This is a genomic window from Methylobacterium phyllosphaerae (assembly GCF_001936175.1).
GTDB classification, from domain to species: domain Bacteria; phylum Pseudomonadota; class Alphaproteobacteria; order Rhizobiales; family Beijerinckiaceae; genus Methylobacterium; species Methylobacterium fujisawaense.
In genome coordinates this window covers 1,059,539-1,081,607 of sequence record NZ_CP015367.1, presented here as the reverse complement: position 1 = coordinate 1,081,607, position 22,069 = coordinate 1,059,539, and the positions used below count along the sequence as shown (strand labels likewise).

The 22,069-nt window shown below is 74.3% G+C and carries 18 protein-coding genes and 1 tRNA gene; 14 read left to right on the top strand and 5 right to left on the bottom strand.

The annotated features are described in order from the left end of the window. The first annotated feature begins 68 nt into the window (after positions 1-68). From MCBMB27_RS04720 to MCBMB27_RS04700, 5 genes are all read left to right on the top strand, one after another. Positions 69-3,212, top strand: a complete 3,144-nt coding sequence (locus MCBMB27_RS04720; protein ID WP_075379963.1) for a hypothetical protein — start codon at positions 69-71, stop codon at positions 3,210-3,212. Then, entirely contained in the window at positions 3,209-4,873 is a 1,665-nt protein-coding gene (locus MCBMB27_RS04715) for a hypothetical protein (RefSeq protein WP_075379962.1), read from the top strand. The genes MCBMB27_RS04720 and MCBMB27_RS04715 overlap by 4 nt, the downstream gene beginning before the upstream one ends. 328 nt (positions 4,874-5,201) lie before the next feature. Further along, entirely contained in the window at positions 5,202-7,052 is a 1,851-nt protein-coding gene (locus MCBMB27_RS04710) for a reverse transcriptase family protein (protein ID WP_075379961.1), read from the top strand. Continuing rightward, the gene (locus MCBMB27_RS04705; RefSeq protein WP_043355491.1) at positions 7,049-7,798 is read left to right on the top strand and encodes an SEL1-like repeat protein; all 750 of its coding nucleotides are present in this window, start codon (positions 7,049-7,051) and stop codon (positions 7,796-7,798) included. Before MCBMB27_RS04710 ends, MCBMB27_RS04705 begins: the two co-directional genes overlap by 4 nt. Then, positions 7,795-8,169: a hypothetical protein gene (locus tag MCBMB27_RS04700; protein WP_053609755.1), complete on the top strand. Its 375-nt coding sequence runs from the start codon at positions 7,795-7,797 to the stop codon at positions 8,167-8,169. The genes MCBMB27_RS04705 and MCBMB27_RS04700 overlap by 4 nt, the downstream gene beginning before the upstream one ends. 65 nt (positions 8,170-8,234) lie before the next feature. Here the strand turns inward: MCBMB27_RS04700 and MCBMB27_RS04695 are convergent, their stop codons facing one another. From MCBMB27_RS04695 to MCBMB27_RS30510, 3 genes are all read right to left on the bottom strand, one after another. Further along, positions 8,235-9,338, bottom strand: coding sequence for an adenylate/guanylate cyclase domain-containing protein (locus MCBMB27_RS04695; protein WP_043355495.1), 1,104 nt, complete (start codon positions 9,336-9,338; stop codon positions 8,235-8,237). A 338-nt stretch (positions 9,339-9,676) separates the two neighbouring features. Beyond that, positions 9,677-9,752 (bottom strand) — tRNA-Ile (locus tag MCBMB27_RS04690). A gap of 37 nt (positions 9,753-9,789) precedes the next feature. Beyond that, positions 9,790-10,176 (bottom strand): DNA glycosylase family protein, encoded by a 387-nt coding sequence (locus MCBMB27_RS30510; RefSeq protein ID WP_236952902.1) that lies wholly within the window; start codon positions 10,174-10,176, stop codon positions 9,790-9,792. Positions 10,177-10,647: 471 nt separating this feature from the next. On the opposite strand from MCBMB27_RS30510, the gene MCBMB27_RS04680 reads away from it, so the two are divergent. The 3 genes from MCBMB27_RS04680 to MCBMB27_RS04670 all read left to right on the top strand — a co-directional run bounded on the left by MCBMB27_RS04680 (position 10,648) and on the right by MCBMB27_RS04670 (position 11,909). Continuing rightward, a complete protein-coding gene (locus MCBMB27_RS04680; RefSeq protein ID WP_075379960.1) occupies positions 10,648-11,205 on the top strand; it encodes a metallophosphoesterase in 558 nt (185 codons plus the stop codon). Between the two features lie 67 nt (positions 11,206-11,272). Next, the gene (locus tag MCBMB27_RS04675) at positions 11,273-11,590 is read left to right on the top strand and encodes a hypothetical protein (RefSeq protein WP_075379959.1); all 318 of its coding nucleotides are present in this window, start codon (positions 11,273-11,275) and stop codon (positions 11,588-11,590) included. A gap of 73 nt (positions 11,591-11,663) precedes the next feature. Then, positions 11,664-11,909: a hypothetical protein gene (locus tag MCBMB27_RS04670; RefSeq protein WP_075379958.1), complete on the top strand. Its 246-nt coding sequence runs from the start codon at positions 11,664-11,666 to the stop codon at positions 11,907-11,909. A gap of 238 nt (positions 11,910-12,147) precedes the next feature. On the opposite strand, the gene MCBMB27_RS04665 is transcribed toward MCBMB27_RS04670, so the two are convergent. Further along, complete coding sequence (locus MCBMB27_RS04665; RefSeq protein WP_043382349.1) at positions 12,148-12,909, bottom strand: sigma-70 family RNA polymerase sigma factor; 762 nt, start codon at positions 12,907-12,909, stop codon at positions 12,148-12,150. A gap of 371 nt (positions 12,910-13,280) precedes the next feature. Here MCBMB27_RS04665 and MCBMB27_RS04660 point away from each other — a divergent pair, with 371 nt between their 5' ends. The 6 genes from MCBMB27_RS04660 (at position 13,281) to MCBMB27_RS04635 (ending at position 19,707) form a co-directional block, all read left to right on the top strand. Then, positions 13,281-14,462, top strand: coding sequence for a YihY/virulence factor BrkB family protein (locus MCBMB27_RS04660; RefSeq protein ID WP_075379957.1), 1,182 nt, complete (start codon positions 13,281-13,283; stop codon positions 14,460-14,462). Between the two features lie 407 nt (positions 14,463-14,869). Further along, complete coding sequence (locus MCBMB27_RS04655) at positions 14,870-15,580, top strand: Crp/Fnr family transcriptional regulator (protein WP_043355518.1); 711 nt, start codon at positions 14,870-14,872, stop codon at positions 15,578-15,580. A gap of 111 nt (positions 15,581-15,691) precedes the next feature. Further along, the gene (gene larC / locus MCBMB27_RS04650) at positions 15,692-17,005 is read left to right on the top strand and encodes a nickel pincer cofactor biosynthesis protein LarC (protein WP_075379956.1); all 1,314 of its coding nucleotides are present in this window, start codon (positions 15,692-15,694) and stop codon (positions 17,003-17,005) included. Beyond that, positions 17,002-17,823 (top strand): ATP-dependent sacrificial sulfur transferase LarE, encoded by an 822-nt coding sequence (gene larE, locus MCBMB27_RS04645; protein WP_075379955.1) that lies wholly within the window; start codon positions 17,002-17,004, stop codon positions 17,821-17,823. The genes larC and larE overlap by 4 nt, the downstream gene beginning before the upstream one ends. Continuing rightward, the gene (gene larB / locus MCBMB27_RS04640; protein WP_043355532.1) at positions 17,820-18,500 is read left to right on the top strand and encodes a nickel pincer cofactor biosynthesis protein LarB; all 681 of its coding nucleotides are present in this window, start codon (positions 17,820-17,822) and stop codon (positions 18,498-18,500) included. Before larE ends, larB begins: the two co-directional genes overlap by 4 nt. A gap of 97 nt (positions 18,501-18,597) precedes the next feature. After that, positions 18,598-19,707, top strand: coding sequence for an aldo/keto reductase (locus MCBMB27_RS04635; RefSeq protein WP_053609750.1), 1,110 nt, complete (start codon positions 18,598-18,600; stop codon positions 19,705-19,707). Between the two features lie 62 nt (positions 19,708-19,769). Here the strand turns inward: MCBMB27_RS04635 and MCBMB27_RS04630 are convergent, their stop codons facing one another. Continuing rightward, positions 19,770-22,043, bottom strand: coding sequence for a xanthine dehydrogenase family protein molybdopterin-binding subunit (locus tag MCBMB27_RS04630; RefSeq protein WP_075379954.1), 2,274 nt, complete (start codon positions 22,041-22,043; stop codon positions 19,770-19,772). Positions 22,044-22,069 lie beyond the last annotated feature (26 nt).

Here is a 22,069-nt window from a genome sequence, read left to right as displayed (position 1 = left end):
GTCGATCGTCGCCCAGGCCTGGGCCATCCCGTTCGTCCGGCGCGCGGCCCGCACGCCCACGCGGTGGCATGAGGGTCGTCCGCGCGGCGCGCCTCCACCTGCGGGACGCCACCTCCGACAAGGTCTACGACGTCGATCTGATCGAGAACGAGGCCCTCGGGACGCCCGAGCGCTACTTCGTCAACACACGCTACGGCCGGCGCGGCGCGACCCTGCGCGAGGGCTCGAAGACACCCCAGCCCCTCACCGCCGAGGCGGCGGCCCGGGTGTTCGACAGCGTGATCGTCGCGAAGATCAACGGCGGCTACCGGCGGATCGACGGCCCGGAGCCGTCCGCCGCGTCCGAGCCGTCGGCCGACGGGCGCGCGGCGGTGCTGCGGGCGCGGCTCTCCGCCTGCCTGCACCAGCGCTGGCCCGAGCGGGAGCGCGACCGCCTGCTCTGGCGCATCGGCGAGCTGCGGCTGGCCGCGGCCGCCCCGGACCTGATCGCCCTGGCGCGGGCCCTCGGTCCGGCGCAGGCGAGCTACGCCCTGGTCTGGGCGCTCGCCCGGGCGGCCGGCGCGGAGGCGGGCCCGATCCTGGACGCGATCGCCGCCGACGCCCCCGGAAGCGTCGTCCGGGACCTCGCCCGCTTCGCCCTGGCCGCCCCGCTCACCGGGGCGTATCGCCCGCCGGAGGCCGAGCCGGACCTGCCCGGCATGGTCGCCCGGCCGGCCGAGGCGGGCGACGTCGACGGCCTGTGCGGGGCGCTGGACGGCCTCGCCCGGCATGATCCCGGCCGGGTCGGGCCGGCCCTGGTGGCGCTGGGCCGGCTTGTCCAGGGGCGGCCCGCGCTGCACGCGACGCTCTGCGCCGCCCTCCTCCGGCTGCCGGCGCGGCCGCCCTACCTGATCGGCCTGCGGCGCCTGTTCAAGCACGCCGAGATGGCCGATGATGCCGCCCTGTTCGGCGCCGCCGCCCAGCGCTTCGAGACCGCGCAGGCGATGTACCAGGCCGGCCGGAGCCACGCCTACGTCCCCGACCTCCGGCGCTACGTCGCGGTGGACGCGGCGCGCCACGGCCCGGAGGCGCGGCTCGGCCTGTCCACGGCCACCCGCGCCTACATGAAGCGGCGGATCTGGCGCGCCCTGCGCAAGCGCGGCGCCGTCGAGGACCCGGCCTTCACCGCGCTGGCGACGGGCTTCCTGCTGGCCCTCGGGCCGGAGGATCTCGACCCCCCGACCCGCTGGACCGCCTGGGGGCGCAAGCCGGACGGGACCTGGGGCCGGCAGCCGCGGGCACGGGGACCGCTCGGCCGCAACTGGACGGCGAGCCAGCTCCTGTACCGCCACGCCCCGGAGGCCCGGCCGCGGACGGGATCGCTGACCTTCCTGGAGACCGGCGCCGTCGATCCCGACCGGCGCGACGAGGCCTTCCCGGATCTCTGGAGCGCCCGTCCGGACCTGGCGCTCCGCCTCGCCGCGGAGGGGCGGATCGAGCCGGTGGCGCGGCTGGGCCTGCGGGTGCTGCGCGCGGACCCGGGGGCCTGCGCGGCTCTGGACTCCGCCGCGATCGGGCGCCTTCTGGCGGCCCCGCACGACGCCGTGCGGATCTTCGCCTTCCAGATCGCCCAGGCGCGCCTCGCCGCCGGGATCGCCGATTCCGCCGACCTCGCCGCCCTGGTGGCGGCGCTGCTGGCCGCAGCCCTGCCGGAGGCGCGGGCGCTTGCCCTGCGGCGCCTCGAGGCCGGGGCGCCGGTCGTCTGGTCGGATCCGGACCTCGCCGCCGCGCTGCTCACGAGCCCGGAGCCGGATGTCCAGGCGGCGGTCCCGGGGCTCGCCCGGGCGCTGCCCTCAGGGCTCGCGGCGCCCCTGGTCGCGCCCCTGGTCGCGCGGCTGGTGGCGTGGCTGCGGGCGATGCCGCCGGAGCCCGACGCCGCCGCGACGGCCGCGATCCGGGGCCTGCGCGCCGCCCTGCCCCTCCTGTGGCCGGGCCACGACCTGCCGGTGCAGCCCGAGACTGCCGCCGCCCTGATCGCGCACCCGGCCGCCGCCGTCCGATCGGCCGGACTCGCGCTCCTGGCGCAGTCTCCTGCCGGAGCCGACGGCCTGCCCCCGGAAAGCTGGGACGCGCTGATCGGCACGGGCTCCGAGGACATCCGGATTGCCGCCCTGGTCCTGCTGGCGCGTCTCGACGACGCGCGGCTCGGACCCTACGCCGAGCGGATCGTCGCCTTCGCCAGCGGGCCCGGCAGCGCCGTCCGGCAGGCCGCCCGGCCCCTGGTGGCGCGCCTCGCGGCGGCGGATCCGGGTCTCGCCCCCCGCCTCGCCCGGGAGCTGATCGGCAGCCTGTTCCGCGCGGCCCCCGACGACGCCTACGCCGCCGACGTCGTGGCCCTGCTGCGCGAGGCCCTGCCGGGGGAATGCGCCGCCCTCGACGACGGCACCCTGTGGCGCCTGCTGCAGGCCCGCGCTGACGGCGCCCGCCGCCTCGGCGCCGCCCTCCTGCCCGACCGCCACCCGGCGGCCTTCAGCGTCCGCCAGATCGCCCGCCTCGGCGGCCACCCGTACCGGGCGGTGCGGGACTGGGCGACGGCGGCCTTCGCGGCCGACCCGGCTCGGTTCCAGGCCGCGGCGGCCGAGGCCGTGCTCCTCGTGGAGAGCGACTGGCCCGACACCCTCGCCTTCGCCCGCAGCTTTTTTGAAACGTGGCCGGAGGCTGCCTGGACGCCCGGGGCGCTCGCCGTGGTCACCGACAGCGTCAAGCCGGAGGTCCTGGCCTTCGCCCGCCATCTCCTGCGCAGCCGGCTCCGGCCCGAGGATGCGGAGGGGCAGGTGCTACGCCTGCTGGAGCACCCCGCTCCGTCCATGCATCTCCTGCTCACCGAACTCCTGACCGAGCAGGCCGTGGCGAGCGAGGCGGCCTTCGTACGGCTGATCCCCCTCGCCCGCATCGTGATGCTGCAGGTGCTGCGGGGCCGGGTCGCCAAGGACCGGATGGCCGCCTTCCTCCGGGCCGAGGCCCTGCGCAGCCGCGCCCGCGCCGAGGCGCTGCTGCCGCTCTTCGCCGATCTCACCCTGAGCGGCACGGCCCGGGACCGCAGCGCCGCGATCCTGGCGCTGCGCGACATCGCCGAGGCCCATCCCGGCCTCGCCGTGCCTCTCGTCCGGCGGCCGCCGGAGGTGCGGGGGCCCATCTCTCCCTCGGCACCCGTCTCGGAAGGGGCTCGATGAACTTCGTCCATCGCTACCTCGGCGAGAGCCGGGCCGTCTCGGATGCGGACGCGACCCGGCTCGGCTTCGTCCCCGACACGTTGCGCGAGCCGACCTACTTCGCCGGGACGGTGGCGCGACACCTGCCGTTCCGCGAGGCGATCTCGGCCCTGCATCACGTCGTCGTGTCGGACCTGCGCTTCAAGCCGAAGGACCGCACCGCCTATTTCGCGTGGCTCCAGGCCCACGAGCAGGAACTCCTGGCCGAGGCCCTCGCCGAGAAGGACAGCCTGCGCGCCGAGATCGAGGCGCTGCGCGCCGAACACCGGGACATCGCGGCCCGTTCCGACGCGGTGATGCGGCCGTTCTACGACGCGCGGAAGCGGTACTTCGACTACCTCTACCGGGAGAATTTCGACGCCTGGATCGTCCTCGACCCGGTCATCACCGTCCATCCGGACGAGGTCTTCTTCGAAGCGTTCAGCCTCGACGAATCGAGCTACGGGCGCCTGTCCTGCGACCACGACACCTTCGCGCGGATCGGCGACATGGCCTGCGGCACGACCAACATCGACTACAGCCACGCGCTCTACGACGAGTTCCAGAAGATCCGCAGCTACCGCGACACCGAGCTGGCGATCGACCCGACCGGCTTCGCGGTCCAGACCTCCGGCGAGGCCGCCTATCGCGAGGACAAGATCGAGCTGCCGGATTCCTGGATGCGGGGCTTCCTGCAGGTGTCGAGCGCCATGGCGCAGCCCGCCCACGTGGTGGACCTGCACCCGGTCGACATGCACGCGATCCTGACCCGCCTCGCCGCGCGCCGGGAGCGCCACGGCCCGCGCGCCCTGCGGTTCCTGCTCGAGCCCGACCGGCCGGTCAGCGTGCTGATCGAGCCCTGGAACGAGCGGCTGACCTTCCGGCGCTCGATCTACCGCGGCGGCGAGGCCGCGGAGATCCGCCTGTGGGGCCGGCGGCGCCTCGCGATCCTGGCCCGGACCCTGCCGCTCGCCCGGTCGGTGCGGCTGCACCTCCTCGGCACCGGCCTGCCGAGCTTCGCGGTGGTGGATTTCGGCGGCCTGCGCTTCACCCTCGGCCTGTCGGGCTGGACCGCCAACGACTGGTCCCGGGCCGGGCAGTTCGACCTGCTCGCCCCCCGGGGGGAGGTCGAGGCCGACACCGCCGCCCGCGTCTTCGCGGCGCTCCGGCGCCACCACGCCGCCGGGACCGGGCAACTCGCCGCCGAGACCGGCCTCGACCGGTCGACCGTGGAGGCGGCGCTCGGCGGCTACGTGCAGGCGGGCCGCGCCATGTTCGACCTCGACAAGCGGGTCTACCGCCTGCGGGAGCTGACCCGGGAGCCACTAGCGCCGGGCGCCCTGCGCTTCGCCTCCGAGCAGGAGGCCAAGGCCGACCGGTTCCTGGCGGCCGGGCTCGTCACCCTCGGGCCCGTCGAGCAGGCGGGGGACCGGCGGCGCCTGAGCGGGACCGTGCTGGATGACGGCCGGAGCCTGACGCCCGCGGTGGAGCTCGATTCCGACGACCGCATGGTCGGCGGCTCCTGCCAGTGCGGCTTCTACACCCACAACCGGCTCACCCGCGGCCCCTGCGCGCACATGCTGGCCGTGCGCCGCTTCTTCCACGCCCAGGTCGAGGGCAAGCCGGCGCGGTGGCAGGCGTGAGGCAGACCCGATTGATGCGGCCGCAAGCCTGGCCTATCCTGACCGTGACGAGGGGCGTCGGCCGGGGCGGACCTTGCATTTCGGGCGGCGATTCGCCGTCCCTGCACCCTGCCCGGCAAAGCGTCACTGGCCCGCTCTTCACTGGGCCGGCACTGACCACCGGTGCGCGTTCGCGGTTTGGGTTCGCTGAACCCAAACGCGCACCGGTGGTCGTGCCGGCGTCGAGTGGACCGGGCCAGTCCCGAGACTTGACGAAGGCATCCTGGCCGACGTCCCCCGTCACGCTTCCCCCCGTCATGCCTCCCGCCGCCCGCGCCGGAGGCCGCCGATGAGCCCGCAGCCCGGCAGCCTGACCCGTCAGCAGCTCTACGACCGGATCCGCGAGAGCTCGAAGGACGAGGTCATCCTCGAGGAGATGATCCGGCTCGGATTCTGGCCGGACGGGGCGGCGCAGCCCAACCCGCCGGACGACCTGATCCGCCGCCGCGGCGAGATCGCCCGCGCCCTCGCCGATCTGCACCGGCGGGAGGCGGCGTGGCGCGACCCCGAGGCCGCCCTCAAGGAGATGCATCGCCGCCGCAAGACGGCGGCGCTGGAGCGGCGGCGCGAGACGAAGCTGCGCAACGCCCGCGACCGCCACGCCCGGGCGCAGGCGTGGCACGCGCGCCGGGAGGCGGAGATCCTCCATCTCGGCGACGGCGTCTCGGCCGGCCTCGCGAACGCGGATGCGCCCGCGCGGGGGCCCGCCCCCGGTCTTCCCGCCCTGGCGAGCCCGAAGGCGCTGGCGGAGGCCATGGGGATCGGCCTCGGCGAGCTGCGCTTCCTCGCCTACGACCGGGCGCTCAGTGCGGTGAGCCATTACCGGTGCTTCACCATCCCCAAGAAGGCGGGCGGCCTGCGCCGCATCTCGGCGCCGATGCCGCGGCTGAAGCGGGCGCAGTACTGGATCCTCGACGCGCTCCTCGCCCACGTTCCCGTGCACGGGGCGGCCCACGGCTTCGTGCCCGGCCGCTCGATCGTCACCAACGCCGCCGCCCATGTCGGGCGGGACGTGGTGGTCAATCTCGACCTCAAGGACTTCTTCCCGAGCCTCGACTACCGGCGGATCAAGGGGAAGTTCCGGGGCTTGGGCTACGCCGAGCCGGTGGCCACCGTGCTGGCGCTGCTCTGCACCGAGCCGGACGTGGACGCGGTCGAGATCGACGGCGCGCGCCTCTACGCCGCCCGGGGCCCCCGCCGGCTGCCGCAGGGCGCGCCGACGAGCCCCGCGCTCACCAACCTCGTCTGCACCCGGCTCGACGCCCGGCTCACCGGCCTCGCCGCCAGCCTCGGCTTCACCTACACGCGCTACGCCGACGACCTGACCTTCTCGGCCTCCGGCGCGGCCGCCGGGAAAGTCGGCGCGCTGCTCAAATACGTCCACGCCATCGTCGCCGGGGAGGGCTTCACCGTCCATCCGGACAAGACCCGGGTGATGCGCCGCGGCCGGCACCAGGAGGTGACCGGGCTGACCGTCAACGAGCGCGTCGGCGTGCCCCGGGAGACCCTGCGCCGCTTCCGCGCGCTGCTGCACGGGCTCGATCGGCACGGGCCGGCCGGGCGGCGCTGGGGCGCGGCCGGCGAGGGCGACGTGCTCCGCGCCGCGGTCGGCTTCGCGCAGTTCGTCCGGATGGTCACGCCGGAGACCGGTGCGCCGCTGGTGGCGCAGGCCCGCGCCCTCGCGGACCGCCACGGGCTGCGGCCTGCGGTGCGGCCGCAGCCGGACTTCCGCGCCCGGTCCGCGCGGGGAGCAATGCCGCTGGCCCGCTGGTGGGCGCCGGCCCCCCGTCCCGCGCCCGAGCCGGACCCGATCCTGGCCGAGGCCGAGGCGGCTGCCGCGCGGGCGGTCGCCGAGGCTGCGGCCCGCGCGGCCGCGCCGGTGCCGGGCCGCAGCGGCGTGCCGGCCTCCGGGCGCCCGCGGTTCGGTACACCCGAGCCGGTCGCCCCCGCGCAGGCCGCGCCCGGCACGGTCGCGGAGGCCGACGACGCCCCCATGAAGCCCTGGAAGGTGGTCCTCGGGGTCTTCGTCCTGTTCCAGGCGGGCGCCCTGCTGCATCCGGCGCTCGGGCTGCTCGTCCTCGTGGTCGCCCTGGTGCTCGGCCTCCGACGCCTGCTGCGCCGCTGGCGCCGGCGCCGGTGAGCCCGCCCCGGCGCCGTCTGGCCGGGCGAATCCTGGCCAGCCTCGCTGCGGCCCTCGCCCTCGCGCGCGGACCGGCGGCCCGGGCCGAGGAGGCGCCCGGCGCGATCATCTTCAACAAGGCGGAGGCCGCGGGGATCGGGGAGCCGCTGCGGCAGGACCCGGCGCTGCTGCGCAGCTTCCCGGCCTGCCCGGCCGACACCTTCGCGCGGGAGCGCCCGGTCTGGCGGCGGGCCTTCGCGCCCCGGCGGCCCACCGAGCGCCGCTGCGCGCGCGAACCCGCGGCCTGCTTCGTGCTCTGCACCCGGTGGTCGAACGCGCCGGCCTGCTTCGACCTCGCCCTCGCCTTCGAGCACCATTCCCTCGACGTCCCGGATATCCTCGACAAGGAGCGCCTCTACGCCCTCGCCTGCGCGGGCGGGTTTCCGGCGGGCTGCACCAACCGGGCCGCCGGGATCCGCAACGGCGGCTACGCGGCCGATCCCTTCCGCGATGCGCCGCGCGCGGACACGGACGCCTGCCTCGCCCGGAGCTTCCGCCTCGATTGCGACCGGCGCGGCGCCTGGGGCTGCGCCATGCTCGGCCAGGCCTACCGCCTCGGCGAGGGCGTCCTCGCCGAGGCGTCCCGCGCCCGGGCGGCGTTCGACATGGCCTGCGCGATCAACCCGGACTTCGCGGCCTGCGCCTTCGCCAAGCGGCAGGTGGCCGAGATGGACGCGCCGCCGGACAGCGCGGACGACGCGCCGTGAGGTCCGGCGAGGCCGGGGCGGATCCCGAGGCCCTGCGGGCCCTCTACGGGCGGAGCGATCCGTGGCCGGCCGGTCCCCCTGCCCCGGGCCTCAGGCGCGCCTGCCTGTGCGTGGAGGTGGACGAGGCGGACGACGTCGCCGCAGCGGAGCACTGGATGCTGGCCCATGCCGGCCGGCTCACCTGCGTGCGCAGCACCGGCTGCGGCTGCTGCGTGATCGGCTGGGACATCGAGGGGCCGGCGGCGATCATCGACACCCTGCCGGCGGCACTGGCTGCGGCGTTCGACGGGCCGAGCCCGGCGGCGGCCCCCCGGCGCGCGCCGGTCGCCTGGGGGCGGCGCCTCTGGAACCGCTGCTTCCGCCGCGGCTGAGACGCGATCCCGGACCGGCCACGCCGCGCGCCGGGCGCCGGTCGAGCTGCGCGGCATGCGACCTCCTAGCGCCGTTCCGCGACGACCTCCGGGCGATCCGGCGCCCTCGGATCCGGCCTCCGCCCCGGGATCGGCCTCTCCGCCACCGCGGCTCCGCGTTCGAGGGTGGCGACCGCCAGGGGCGCCCCCCGGCCGCGCAGGGCGTGCAGGCCCAGGGGGCGGGCGCGGACGCCGTCGGGCAGCGGGTCCAGCCGTCCGAGGAGATCCTGCGAGATCAGGATGCCGACGCCGAGCGGGCGGCACAGGGCCTCGATCCGCGCCGTCACGTTCACGGCGTCGCCGAAATACGCGATCTTGTGGCGGTCGACTCCGACCTCGGCCGTGACCACCGGGCCGCCATGCAGCGCCGCCCGCAGCCGCGGGACCGTCCCGAACCGGGCGGTCCAGGCCGCGGCATCCGCCTCGATCCGGTCGAGCACTGCGAACAGGCCGGTGACGCAGCGCGCGTCCTTGAGGCCGCGCCTCATCGGCCAGGTGATCATGGCGAGATCGCCGACATAGTCGTCCACGGAGCCGCCGTTGCGCCGCACCGGCTCGGCCAGCGTCGCGAACACGGCCCCGAGATACTCCTGGGCGCGCAGATCGCCGTGGGTCTCGGCGAAGGCGGTGGAGCCGACGACGTCGAGGAACAGGAAGATCCGCTCCTCCTGAACCGGCTTGTGGTAGCGGCCGATCATGAAGTTCACGAACACGGCGCCGCCGATCAGGTCGCGCATCCGCATGGCGAAGACGAGGAGGGCCGACACGGCCAGGGAGTAGGCGAGAAACCGCGGCGTGATGCGCACGGCCGTGGACAGGCTGTCGCCGGTGAGGCCGAACCCCCAGACGACCAGGCCGCCGAGGGCGCAGCCGAGGGTGATCAGCACCACGTAGAGCAACTCGGCCGCGAGCATGTAGACCAGCGCCGGCAGGCGGCGGATCCGCGGCTGGAGACCCGACAGGGTCAGGGCGGGGACGAAGGCCAGCACCGTCCCGCCCACTGCCAGGGCGTAGACGAGGCCGGCGAGCATCGAGGCCCCGCCGACGAAGAGCACATTGTATAGGAGGCCCGCCCCGCCGCAGGCGAGGAGGAGGGTCAGGGCCCAGAGCCAGCGGTAGTGCGGAAGCATGGGCTGTCGGCGGGAGAGAGCGTGGCGGCGGCCGCGGTGCGACCGACGCGATGGCACGGGAGGAAGGCGAGAGAGCGACGAACGCGGCGAAGACTCGGTCTGATTCGGTGCGTCGCAGACTGCCCGTTCGCGCTTGATCGATCGGGATCAATGCGCACCGTCCACATCACGGTGTCGGGCGGTGTCGCGGCCGTGCCACAGGGCGCGTTCGGCCTCGCCGTCGTGAGCGGCTCCTGGGCGAGGGACCGATCCGGGCTCGGCCCCTGTGGGTCGGCGGAACCGCGTGAATGCGGGATACGGGGGGCCGGCGAGGGTGGTGCGGCTGCCCGCGGCCAGCCTGGTGGGCCCGGCAGGACTCGAACCTGCAACCAGACCGTTATGAGCGGCCGGCTCTAACCATTGAGCTACGGGCCCGGGAGGCGCCGACGGATAGCCGATCCCCGGCCGTCCGTCACCCGGATTTCGCCGCCCCGCGCAGGCGCCGGGTCCGGGGGGCCGGGGCCTGACGGGCTGATTCGTCCCCCGGCAGGGGCGCCCCGTCCTTGATGCGCCACAGGTAGCGCGCCAGGATCGAGCGGTACGGTGCGAAGGCCGACGCCACCGCGCCGGCATCGGCCTGCCCGGTGAGGCGGCGCAGGCACCCCACCGCCGCCACGTCGCCCGCGGGCCAGATGTCGGGGTCGTGGAAATGGAAGATGCCGACCATGTCGGCCGTCCAGGGGCCGACGCCGCGTATGCCGCACAGGATCGCCGCCCGCTCGGGATGCGGCAGGCCGGCGAGGCCGGGGCCGAGCAGGCCCGCCGCCTCGGCCGCCACGATCGCCTGGAGGGCCCGCACCTTGTTGCCCGAGATCCCGCAGGAGGTCCGCGTCGCCGGCCTCGAACAGGCCCCGGGGGCTCGAATCCGCCGCCGCGGCGGCCGCCTCGATCCGGGCCCAGATCGCCCCGGCCGCCCGGGTGGAAAGCTGCTGGTTGACCACCTCGACGAACAGGCGGTCGGCGACGCGCGGATGCGCCGGCGGCTCGATCCGGATCGGACCGGCCTGAACGAGGGCGGCCCGCAGCGCCGGATGGGCGCGCGCCGCGTCCAGGAGATGGGCGTAGATCGCGGGATCGAGCATCGCCTCAGCCCATCCGGCCCGCACGGCGCTCCGCCCCTCGGGGAGCCGGCCGGCCTCGCGCGCCGCACCCGTATCCGAGCCGCGGCCCCGTTTCCAATCCGGCAGACGGGATGCCGCGCAGCGCCATCTTGTCCGGGCCTCTCCGGCCGGTCTGGACGGAACGCGATGGCGGCCCAGGTCTCGACGGCATGGCGATCTTCTTCACCGCGGACACGCATTTCGGCGACCCGCACATCCTCCGCCACCGCGGGGCGCGGTTCGGCAGCCTCGAGGCCCACGACGAGGCCCTGGTCGCCGGGTGGAACGCCGTGGTCGGCCCGGAGGATGCCGTCTGGCATCTCGGCGACTTCGCCGCCCATGCGAGCCCCGCCCATTGCGCGGCGATCTTCGCGCGGCTGAACGGCACGAAGCGCCTGGTCCGGGGCAATCACGATTCGAACCGCGTCCTCGACCTGCCCTGGGCGGAGCCGCCGGTTGAGAGCGCCCGCCTCTCCGTCGCGGACGCGCAGGGGCGGCCGCACCGCCTGTTCCTGTCGCACTACGCGCATCGGGCCTGGCCCGGGCTGTGGCGGGAGACGCGCCACCTCTATGGGCACAGCCACGGCTGCCTCGCCGACACCACGCGCTCCTGCGATGTCGGCGTGGATGCCTGGAACGACCGTCCGGTCACCCTCGACGCCATCCTGATCCGCCAGGACGCGGCCGCGGGCGTGCCGGAGGAACTCGCGGCCCACGGCCTGCGCTGATGACAGGCCGCCGGCGCGCGCTATCGTCCGCGGGAGACGCGAGATCCCGGCAGGAGGCCGCATCGCCATGACCGACATCCCCGCCCCGCCGTCGGGCTGGACCGCCGCCGCGACGCAGGCCGCGGCAGAACTGGGCCTCGGCACCGATTGGGTCGCTCTCGCCGCGCCGGACTGGACGCGGCTCTGCCGACGGGCCGGCGAGATCGTCGCCGGCCAGGGTCACGCGCCTCCGGCCGGCTGGGAGGGCGCCCTGGCGCGCGCCCTCGGCCGCCCCGATCCGGCGGTGGCCCGGGACGAACTGGCCCGGGACGAGTTGGCCCAGGACGCCGCGAACACCGTGCTCGCCGAGCGGGGCGAGGTGTTCGCGCCGGAGGACGATGCGTGAGGCGGACGACCCGGGCGCGCCTTCGCGCCGGCAGGTGGTTGCCGTCGCGGGGGTGCGGGCCGATGTAGAAGGCATGCCTTATCCCGAACGCCGGCGCGCAGCCCCGAGACCGACCGAACGCTATGGCCCCGGCCCGGCGCCCTCCGCCCTGCGCGTGGTTCCCCTCTCGAGCAGCCCGGTTCTCGACGCGCAGACGCGCCTGCGCCTCGGCCACCAGATGCGGGCGATGTACGATCCGGTGATCGACGAGGCTCTGGATCCCCGACTGGCGGAGCTGCTGCAGCAGCTCGACACGGACCGGGGCGGCGGTTCGACCTGAGGTCTGGGCTGGGCCCCACCTCTGCCCGGCACATCCGCCGGAGATGCGGGAAGAGGCCCCCATCGGTGGATCGGGGGGATGTCACACCGATGGGAGCCGAGCCGAGTCGACGGATCGACCCAACCCGCTTCATATCGCCCAGGCGCCGGCCCGGACGCTTTCACCTAAGTCAAATTTCCTGCCGAATACGGCGGTCTGAGTGTCGAATTGGCTTATTCGACCTGGAGAATCGTCCCGATCAGGCCGAGCTGCCGGTCACCGACAGCATGACCCCGTCGCTGCCGATCTCGGCTCCACTGTATCCGAGCATCCGCGCGAGCTGTTCGCGGGCGCGCCAGACGCGGCTCTTCACGGTCCCGATCCGGCAGTTCATCACGGCGGCGGCTTCGTCATAGCTCAGGTTCTCGATCGCCACGAGAACCAGCGCCTCCCGCATCACCGGGGCGAGGCGGTCGAGGGCGGCGCGCACGTCCTGAAGATCGAGATGGCCCCCCTGCTCGGGAATGCTGGTCAGCCGCTCGGCATAGGTGCCGTCGGTGTCGGCGACCTCGCGGCCCTGCTTGCGGTGCTGGCTGTAGAAGACGTTCCGGAGGATCGTGAACAGCCACGCCTCCAGATTGGTGCCGGGGGTGAAGCCGCCGCGGCCGCGCCAGCCGCGCAGCAGGGTGTCCTGCACGAGATCGTCCGCCGCAGCCGGGTCGCGGGTCAGCGAGACCGCGAATCGGTGCAGCGCCGGCACCACCTCCAGCAGACCCGCCCGGAACAGCTTGTCCCGCTCGCCCTCGGCCTGCGCGAGGGCCGTCTCCAGGCGCGCCAGCAGGTCGGCGAAGGGGTCCGAGGCGGGCTCCGACCCGAGGCCGATCCGGTCGTAGGCGCGGCCGAGCAGGGTGCCGAGATGGGCCCGCACGGCCTCCGGCAGGCCGTGGCGGGTCTCCGCCCCGGCCTCCTCTGCACGATCCGTCACGGGATCGAGGAGCGATGAGCCTTCGGTGTCGGGCATACGGTCCGGTCGTCGGCGAGTGGGCCGGTTGCGCCCATGGGACTGTTTGTGGCGTGCCCGGGCCGCCCATGCCGCAACATGGGTTAGCGCTTTTCCCGAAGGGGGCTCGGCCGCGGGGCCGCGCCGGCGCGCAGCGCCGTCGGGACGGGCCGGCCGATGCCGCCCGAGGTGCCGGTCACGACCGCCGACCCGCCGCTCAGGCGCGCCGATCAGGCCCTGCGTCCCGCGTTGCCGTCGTATTGCAACTGGACGGCGAACCCTTGCCCGCGCCGCGGTGTTTGCCTTCGCAGCTGCAGCCGGTCGGGTGCGCCGTCATGCGCGGCCGACCGGCCTGCGCCGACACGTCCGCCCGAACCCCGCCGAGGTCACCGATGCCAGCCCCCGATCCAGCCCGCACCGCGGGGTCCGCTCCGGAGGGGAGCGCCTCGACGGTCTGGACGCTCGCCCTCGCCACCGCGCTGATCGGCCTCGTCGCCCTTCCGCGCCGGACGGGGCCGCCGGCCCCACGCCCCGCCGACCGCTCCGGAGACCGCTCCGCCGGGCGGGACGGGGCGCGCCGGACATCGCCCTCGCACGCGGGCCAGGAGGCGCAGGCCGTCGCCCGGACCCAGGCCGATCGCGGGCGAGGGGCCTCGACGCCGGCCGAGATCCCCGCCAAGGGTTGGAAGGACATCGCGCTGCGGGCCTATCACGACATCGGCGAGAACCGCCTGTCGCTGATCGCGGCCGGCGTCACCTTCTTCACGCTCCTGGCGATCTTTCCCGCGGTGGCGGCCCTGGTCTCCTGCTACGGCCTCGTGGCGGATGCGGCGACCATCAACGACCAGCTCGCCAGCCTCCAGGGTATCCTGCCCCAGGGCGCCCTGGAGATCGTCGGCGACCAGGTGAAGCGGCTGAACGCGGAGGGCAACAGCACCCTCGGGCTCAGCCTGGTGTTCGGCGTCGTCCTGTCGGTGTGGAGCGCCAATGGCGGGGTGAAGCACGTCTTCGACGCCCTCAACCTCGTCTACAACGAGCGCGAGAAGCGCAACTTCTTCGTGCTCAACTTGGTCTCCCTCGCCTTCACGGCGGGCGCGCTGCTGTTCCTCGTCCTGGCGCTGGCCGCGGTGGTGGCGGTGCCAGTGATTCTCGCGTCTGTCGGGCTCGGCGCGGATGCGTGGTGGCTGTCGCTGCTGCGGTGGCCGGTTCTGCTCCTGGCAGTCCTGCTCGGGCTCGCCCTGCTCTACCGCTACGGGCCGAGCCGGGACGCGCCGCGCTGGCGCTGGGTCACGCCCGGGGGCGCCCTGGCGGCTGTGCTGTGGCTCGGCGCATCGGTGCTGTTCTCCTGGTACGTCGCCCATTTCGGCAGCTACAACAAGACCTACGGCTCCCTCGGTGCGGCGGTCGGGTTCATGACATGGATCTGGCTCTCGACCATGATCATGCTGGCCGGCGCCCAGGTGAACGCCGAGATGGAGCACCAGACCGCCGAGGACACCACCGTCGGCGCGCCCCAGCCCCTGGGCACGCGCCGGGCACGCATGGCCGATACGGTGGGCGCCGCCGCGGACTAGCGCCGCACCCGGTCCGGCGCGAACGGCCTTTCCGAGCGACCCGCGCGTACGATCTGCGCGAACAACCTGCGCAGGCGCACCGGATCGACGCGTCCCCCGTCCTCAAGCCCGGGAACGACGACTTAACACAGGTTGGCGCACGTTTTTCTGCTGCAGGCACAAGCCGATCAAGATGATCCGGACTTCGATGTTCGGATGACGGTTTGGTCCCTGCCGATAGAAATATCCTTGTCCCATTATTTCACCGATACCCCCGGCGGCACCGTCGTGCGGGACGCTTCGGACGCGCGCGACGTCCCCCGGTCCCGTGCACTTGGCCGCGATGCGGCCGAATCTCCGGTCGGGCCCGTCTCCCTCCCGAGGGTCGCCGACACGCCGGTGTCGCGGTGATCTGACCGGAGGGGGACGTGGAGAACCCGTTCGTGCGGAAGATGGAGCGGCACGTCCGGCTCGCACCCGAGGACCGCGCGGTCCTCGACGGGCTGGGGCGCCAACACGTCCGCCATGTCGCGGCCCGTCAGGATATCGAAGGGCAGCAGAGCGACCCGTCCCACACGCACCTCATCCTCGACGGCTGGGCCTGCCGGTACAAGCAGTTTCCGGACGGGCGGCGGGCGATCGTCGCGCTGCTCCTGCCGGGCGACCTGTGCGATCCGTTCGTCTTCCGCCGGGCGCACATGGACCACGCCATCGGTGCGCTGACCTCCGTCACCGTCGCCCGGATCGCGCCGGACCAGCTCGGCGACGCGATCCGCGGCCGGCCGGCCGTGGAGGAATGCCTGTGGCGGGAGATGCTCGCCACCACGGCCCTCCACCGGGAGTGGATCGCCAGCGTCGGCCGGCGCTCGGCGATCGAGCGGCTGGCGCACCTGTTCTGCGAGCTGCACCTGCGGCTGACACGCGTCGGCCTCGCGGACGGGATGACGCTGCCGATGCCGGTGACCCAGCCCGATCTCGCCGATGCCCTCGGCCAGACGAGCGTACACATCAACCGCACCCTGAAGGAGCTGCGCATCAGCGGCCTCGTCGCCCTGCGCAGCCGGCGCCTGACGATCCGCGACCTCGACGGGTTGATGGAGCGGGGGCTGTTCGATCCGGCCTATCTGCAGCTCTCCTGACCGGCGCGGGCGATACGCCGCGGCCCCGCAGGCCGGCCGAACCTTGCCGCGGAACCGCCGCGGCCGATCTGAGGCGGACCTCCCTCCCGGCACGGGCCCGCGCGACACACGATGCACATCCACCTCGACGCGCTCGGCGGCGTGGCCGGCGACATGTTCGCCGCCGCCCTGCTGGACGCCTTCCCTGAGCATCAGGCCGGCGTCTCCGCCAGCATCCGGGCGGTCGACGGGCGCATCGCCTGCGCGGTCCGGGCGCACAATGACGGGATCCTCAGCGGCGCGCGCTTCGCCGTTTCGGCCCCCGGGGTGGAGCCCGGACCCGCGCCGCACCGACATGACCACCCGGCACGCCACGACCATCCGCATCCCCACGATCACGCCCACGATCACGCCCATGATGACGGCCACGGTCACGGCGATGGCCACGATCAGGGTCACGGTCACGGACACCGGCCCTGGTCGGAGATCCGCGCCGCGCTGGAGGCGGCGGATCTCGCGCCGGCGGTCCGGGCGCAGGCCCTCGCCATCTTCGGCCACCTCGCCGCGGCCGAGGCCCGGGTCCACGGCATCGCGGTCGAGGCGGTGGCGTTCCACGAGGTCGGCGCCTTCGATTCCATCGCCGACATCGTCGCCGCCGCCCACCTGATCGCCGCGCTGGGGGTGCGGAGCTGGAGCGTCTCGGCCCTGCCGCTGGGCTCCGGCCGGGTGCGGACCCAGCACGGTCCCCTCCCCGTCCCGGCCCCCGCCACGACGCTGCTCCTCGAGGGCTTCTCGACCCTCGACGACGGCGTGCCCGGCGAGCGCGTCACCCCCACCGGCGCGGCGATCCTGCGCCATCTCTGCGGCGAAGACCCCGGGCGGGGCCGTCCGCGGGGCATTCTCGGGCGCACCGGCATCGGGTTCGGCACCAAGGTCCTGCCGGGCCTGAGCAACTGCCTGCGCGTCCTGGTGCTGGATGAGGCGGCCGCCCGTCCCGGCCGGCGGGACCTCGCGGTGATCGCCTTCGAGATCGACGACCAGTCCGGCGAGGATCTCGCCATGGGCCTCGACCGGCTGCGGGGTGAGCCCGGAATCCTGGACGTCGTGCAGGCGCCGGTCCTCGGCAAGAAGGGCCGGATGATGGCCCGGATCCAGATTCTGGTCCGCCCGGAGAGCCTGGAGGCGGCGATCGCGGCCTGCTTCCGGGAGACCACCACGATCGGCCTGCGCTACCATCGGGTCGAGGGGGCGGTGCTCGACCGCGAGGCCCGCACGGTGGATCATGCGGGCCGACCCGTCCGGGTGAAGGTCGTGGACCGCCCCGGCGGGCGCACCGCCAAGGCCGAGGCCGACGATGCCCGCGACCATGCGGGTCACGCCGCACGGGCGCGCTTGCGCCGCGAGGCCGAGCGCCTCGCCCTGACTGTGCCGGAGGAGGAGCGGTGACGCGCCAGAAACTCGAAGCCGTCCTGGCGGGACTCGGCCCCGTCGCGGTGGCGGTGAGCGGCGGGGTCGACAGCCTGACCCTCGCCACCCTCGCCCACCGGCTGGCGCCGGGCACGGCCCTGGTGGTGCACGCGGTCTCGCCGGCCGTGCCGGATGAGGCGACCGCGCGGGTCCGCGCCGAGGGCGCCCGCGAGGGCTGGACCCTGCGGGTGATCGAGGCCGGCGAGTTCGCCGACCCGGCCTACCGGGCCAACCCGGTCAACCGCTGCTTCTTCTGCAAGACCAACCTGTACGGGGCGGTCCGGGCCGTCACCGACCGGCAGATCCTCTCGGGCGCCAACCGCGACGACCTCGGCGAGTACCGCCCCGGCCTCGACGCCGCCCGGGAGCACGGCGTGCGCCACCCCTACGTGGAGGCGGGGTTCGACAAGGCTTCCGTGCGGGCGCTCGCCCGCGACCTCGGCCTCGGCGCCGTGGCGGAGCTGCCGGCGGCCCCGTGCTTGTCGAGCCGGGTCGAGACCGGCATCCCGATCGAGCCGGAGACGCTGGGCTTCATCCACGCCGTCGAGCGGCTGGTGGGGGGCGCCCTCGCTGCGGGGACCGGCGCCAAGCGGGCGGTCCGCTGCCGGGTGCGCGCAGAGGGCGTGGTGGTGGAACTCGATCCCGGGAGCTTGGCGGCCCTCGACGCGGACAGCCGCGCCGAACTCGGGGCCGGGATCCGGGAGATCGCACCGGCGCGTCTCGCCGGCCCGGTCCGGTTCGCGCCCTACCGGGTCGGCAGCGCCTTCCTGGTGCAGCAGGGGGAGGCCCGTTCGTGAGCGTCGCTGAAGAATTCACCCTCGACTTCGCCCGGTCGGAGCGGATCGGGCTGGAGGAGGCGATCTTCTGCGCCGGCAAGAGCCCTGAGCAGATCGACGCGATCCTGGAGTCCGCCCGCGCCCGGGGCGCCTCGCTCCTCCTCACCCGCCTCGATCCGGAGAAGCGCGACCGGCTCGATGCGGCGGCCCGCCTCGACTATTGCCCGGTCTCCCGGACGGCGGTGTTCGGCGAGGCGCCCCGGATCACGGGCCCGGCCCGGGTCGCCGTGGTGGCGGCCGGCACCTCGGACGTGCCCGTCGCCCGCGAGGCCCTGCGGGTGCTGGCCTATGCCGGCCGGGCCGCCGCGCTCTTCGCCGATGTCGGCGTCGCCGGCCTGTGGCGGCTGACCACGCGGATCGAGGAGATCCGCGCGCATCCGGTGGTGATCGTCGCCGCCGGCATGGATGCGGCGCTGCCGAGCGTCGTCGGCGGCCTCGTGGCCGGCGCGGTGATCGCGGTCCCGACCTCCGTGGGCTACGGCGTCGCCGCGGGCGGCCGCGCCGCCCTCGACGCCGTGCTGGCGAGCTGCGCCCCCGGCATCACGGTGGTCAACATCGACAACGGCTACGGCGCCGCCTGCGCCGCCCTGCGCCTGCTCCACGCGGCAGGACGCCTCGCCGCGGAGACCGAACGATGAGCCGGCGCGAGCCGTTATCCCACGCCACACGGCAGGCAGCAGCCCCGACACGGGGCCGGCCGGCCCCGATCCCCACATCCTCGAACGGAGACAGCCGATGGAACGCCGCAGCTTCCTACAGGGCGCCGTGCTCGGCGCGGGCTTGGCTGGCGCCGGCAGCGCAGGTGCGGCCGTGAACGCCCCCGTGCTCCCGGGCAACCGCCCGCAGGACCCGGCGGACCTGCCCTTCGTCACCGATCCCGGCGAGCGCCGGGGCGAGATGCTCTACCGGACCTTCGGGAAGACGTCGGAAAAGATCTCGGCGATCGGCATGGGTGGGTTCCACCTCGGCAAGAAGGCCGTGACCGACGACGAGGCGACGCGGCTGATCCATGCCGGGATCGACCGCGGCATCACCTTCATGGACAATTGCTGGGACTACAACGACGGGCGCTCGGAGCTGCGCATGGGCGCGGCCCTCGCCCAGGGCGGCTATCGCGACAAGGTCTTCCTGATGTCCAAGATGGACGGGCGGACCAAGGAGGAGGCGATCAAGCAGATCGACCAGTCGCTCCTGCGCCTGCGCACCGACCGGATCGACCTCGTCCAGCACCACGAGATCCTGCGCTTCGACGACCCGGACCGGGTCTTCGCCGAGGGCGGGGCGATGGAAGGCTTCCTGGAGGCCAAGAAGGCCGGCAAGCTGCGCTACATCGGCTTCACCGGCCACAAGGACCCGCGCATCCACCTGCAGATGCTGGAGGTCGCCGCCGAGCGCGGCTTCCACTTCGATTCCGTGCAGATGCCCGTCAACGTGATGGACGCGCATTTCCGCTCGTTCAGCCACCTCGTCCTGCCGTACCTCGTGCAGAACGGCATCGCGCCGCTCGCCATGAAGACTTTTGGCGACGGGGTGATCCTGAAGGCGGACGCGCCGATCAAGCCGATCGAGTACCTGCACTTCTCGTTGAACCTGCCGGTCTCTGTGGTGATCACCGGCATCCAGAACCAGCGCGACCTCGACCAGGCCTTCGAGGCGGTGAAGACCTTCAAGCCGATGGACAAGGCGGCGGTGGCCGAGCTGCTGTCGCGGTCGAAGCCCTACGCGCTGGAGGGCAAGTACGAGCTGTTCAAGACGAGCGCGACCTTCGACGGCACCGCCAAGAACGCGGCATGGCTGGGCGAGGACGTGGCAAGCGTGAAGAAGCTCGCGCCGACGATGGAGTAGAGCGGGTCGCAGAATGGCGCGCCCTCCCTCCCCCGCAGAGGGGGAGGGAGAAGCGGCCGGCGTTACGCCACGTCCTCCAGCCGGATCGGCAGGCTGCGGATGCGGCGGCCGGTGGCGTGGTGGACGGCGTTGGCGATGGCGGCGTTCACCCCGATGATGCCGAGTTCGCCCAGACCCTTCAGGCCGAGCGCGTCCACCCGGTCGTCGGGATCGGGTACCAGCAGCGCCTCGACCTCCGGCGCGTCGGCCGCCGTGGGGACGAGGTATTCGGCGAGATCCGGGTTGCGGTAGGCGGCACCGTCGAGCACTGTCTCTTCGAGCAGCGCCGAGCCGAGGCCCCAGATCATCCCGCCCGTGAGCTGGCTCCGCGCGGTCAGCGGGTTGAGGATGCGCCCCGCCGCGAACGCGCCGGTGAGCCGGGCCACCCGGATCTCCCCAGTCTCGGCATGGACGTGGATCTCCGCGAACTGCGCGCCGAAGCCCCAGGAGACGGCCTTCCCGCCCCCGCCGAGGCTGAGCCCGATATGGCCCTGCCGCAGGCCCTGGAGCGCCGTCTCGCGGTCGCCGCCTTCGGGCACGAACGCCGCGACGGTCTCCACGCCCGCCGGTCCGACCGCCTCGGTCAGCGCGATCCCGGCCCCGTCCGGGGCCACGAGCCGCCCGCCCACGAGGCGCAGCGTCCCCGGATCATGGCCGGCGAGGCGGCCGCCCTGCCCGGTCGCGGCCTGCGCGAGGGTCTCGCGGATCTGCCCGCAGCCCAATGCCAGGGCGTTCATCAGGCTGGTGGTCGTGCTCGATCCGCCCGAGATACCCGCCGCCGGCAGGTCCGTGTCGCCGAGCCGGACCGTCACCCGCTCAACCGGCACCCCGAGCCCGTCCGCGGCACCCATGGCGAGCAGCGTGGTGATGCCGTTGCCGATCTCGTGATGCGCGCAGGCCACCTCCGCGGACCCGTCCGGGCCGAGCCGGACCCGCATCGTCGCGGCGGCGATCTTCACCGGCCGCACCGAGGTGGCGCAGCCGAGACCCACCCGCCAGGGACCGTCGCGCATCGAACCCGGACGCGGCGCCCGGCGCGACCAGCCGAAGGCCTTGGCGCCCGCATCGAAGCAGGCCATCAGCGGCCGGGTCGAGAACGGTTTGCCGGAGACCGGATCCACCGCCGTGTCGTTGAGCCGGCGCAACTCGATCGGGTCCATGCCGAGCGCGGCCGCCATCTCGTCGACGGCGCTCTCCAGGGCGAACAGGAACGGGACCTCCGGGGGCGCCCGCATCGGCCCCGGCGTGTTGCGGTCGACCCGCACGGCCCGCTCCTCGGTCCGGATGTTCGGGCAGGCGTAGAGGCTCGCGGTCACCTCCGCGCCCTCCATGACGAAGGGATCGAAGCGCGAGGTCACGGTGTCGGCTTCGTGGGCCAGGGCGGTGAAGCGGCCCGTCCGGTCGGCGCCGAGCCGGATGCGGTGGCGGGATTCCGGCCGGTAATTGGCGATGGTGAAGCATTGCCGCCGGCTCGGGACCAGGGAAACCGGCCGGCCGAGGCGCTTGGCTGCCAGGGCGACGAGCGCCGTGTGCTGCGACAGCGCGAATTTCGAGCCGAAATGGCCGCCGATCAGGCCCGCCACCACCCGCACCTGCGCGGGATCGAGGCCGAGTTGCGCGGCGAGTCCGTGCTGGACCGCGCCGACGTAGCGGGTCGGCTCGTGCACCGTGAGTCTGTCGCCGTCCCAGGCGGCCCGGGTGGTGAACAGCTCGATCGGGTTGTGGTGCTGGACCGGGGTCTCGTAGCGCGCCTCGATCCGGGCGGCCGCGTCCGCCAAGCCCGCCTCGGCATCGCCGCGGGCGATGTCCTCGTGATGGGGCTTCAGATCGGCCAGCCGCAAGGTCTCGGCGCCGGGCGCATCGAAGCCGCCGGCGGCGGGCTCGGCCGCGTAGGCGACCCGGACCGCGCCCGCCGCCGCCGCGGCCGCTTCCTGCGTCTCCGCCACGACCAGCGCCACGATCTGGCCGGCATAGGCGATCGCCTCGGAGTCGAGGGGGCGGTGCGAGCTGTTGGCGAAGCCGCCGGCCATCAGGTGCTTCACCGGCGCCACCGCGCCCGCGAAATCCCGGTGGGTGAAGATCCCCAGGAGACCCGGCACTCGCCCGGCGGCTTCGAGGTCGAAGCCGGTGATGCGGCCCCGGGCGATGGTGCTGGTCACCAGGGCGGCGTGGGCCGTGGCGGTCTCCGGGCCGACACGGTCGGAGCTGTAGAGGGCCCGGCCCGTGACCTTGTCGGGACCCTCGACCCGGGTATGGGCCCGTCCGAGATGACCCTCGTCCAGCGCGCGTGCGTCCATCCTGCCCTTCCCGTCCGCGGCCGCTC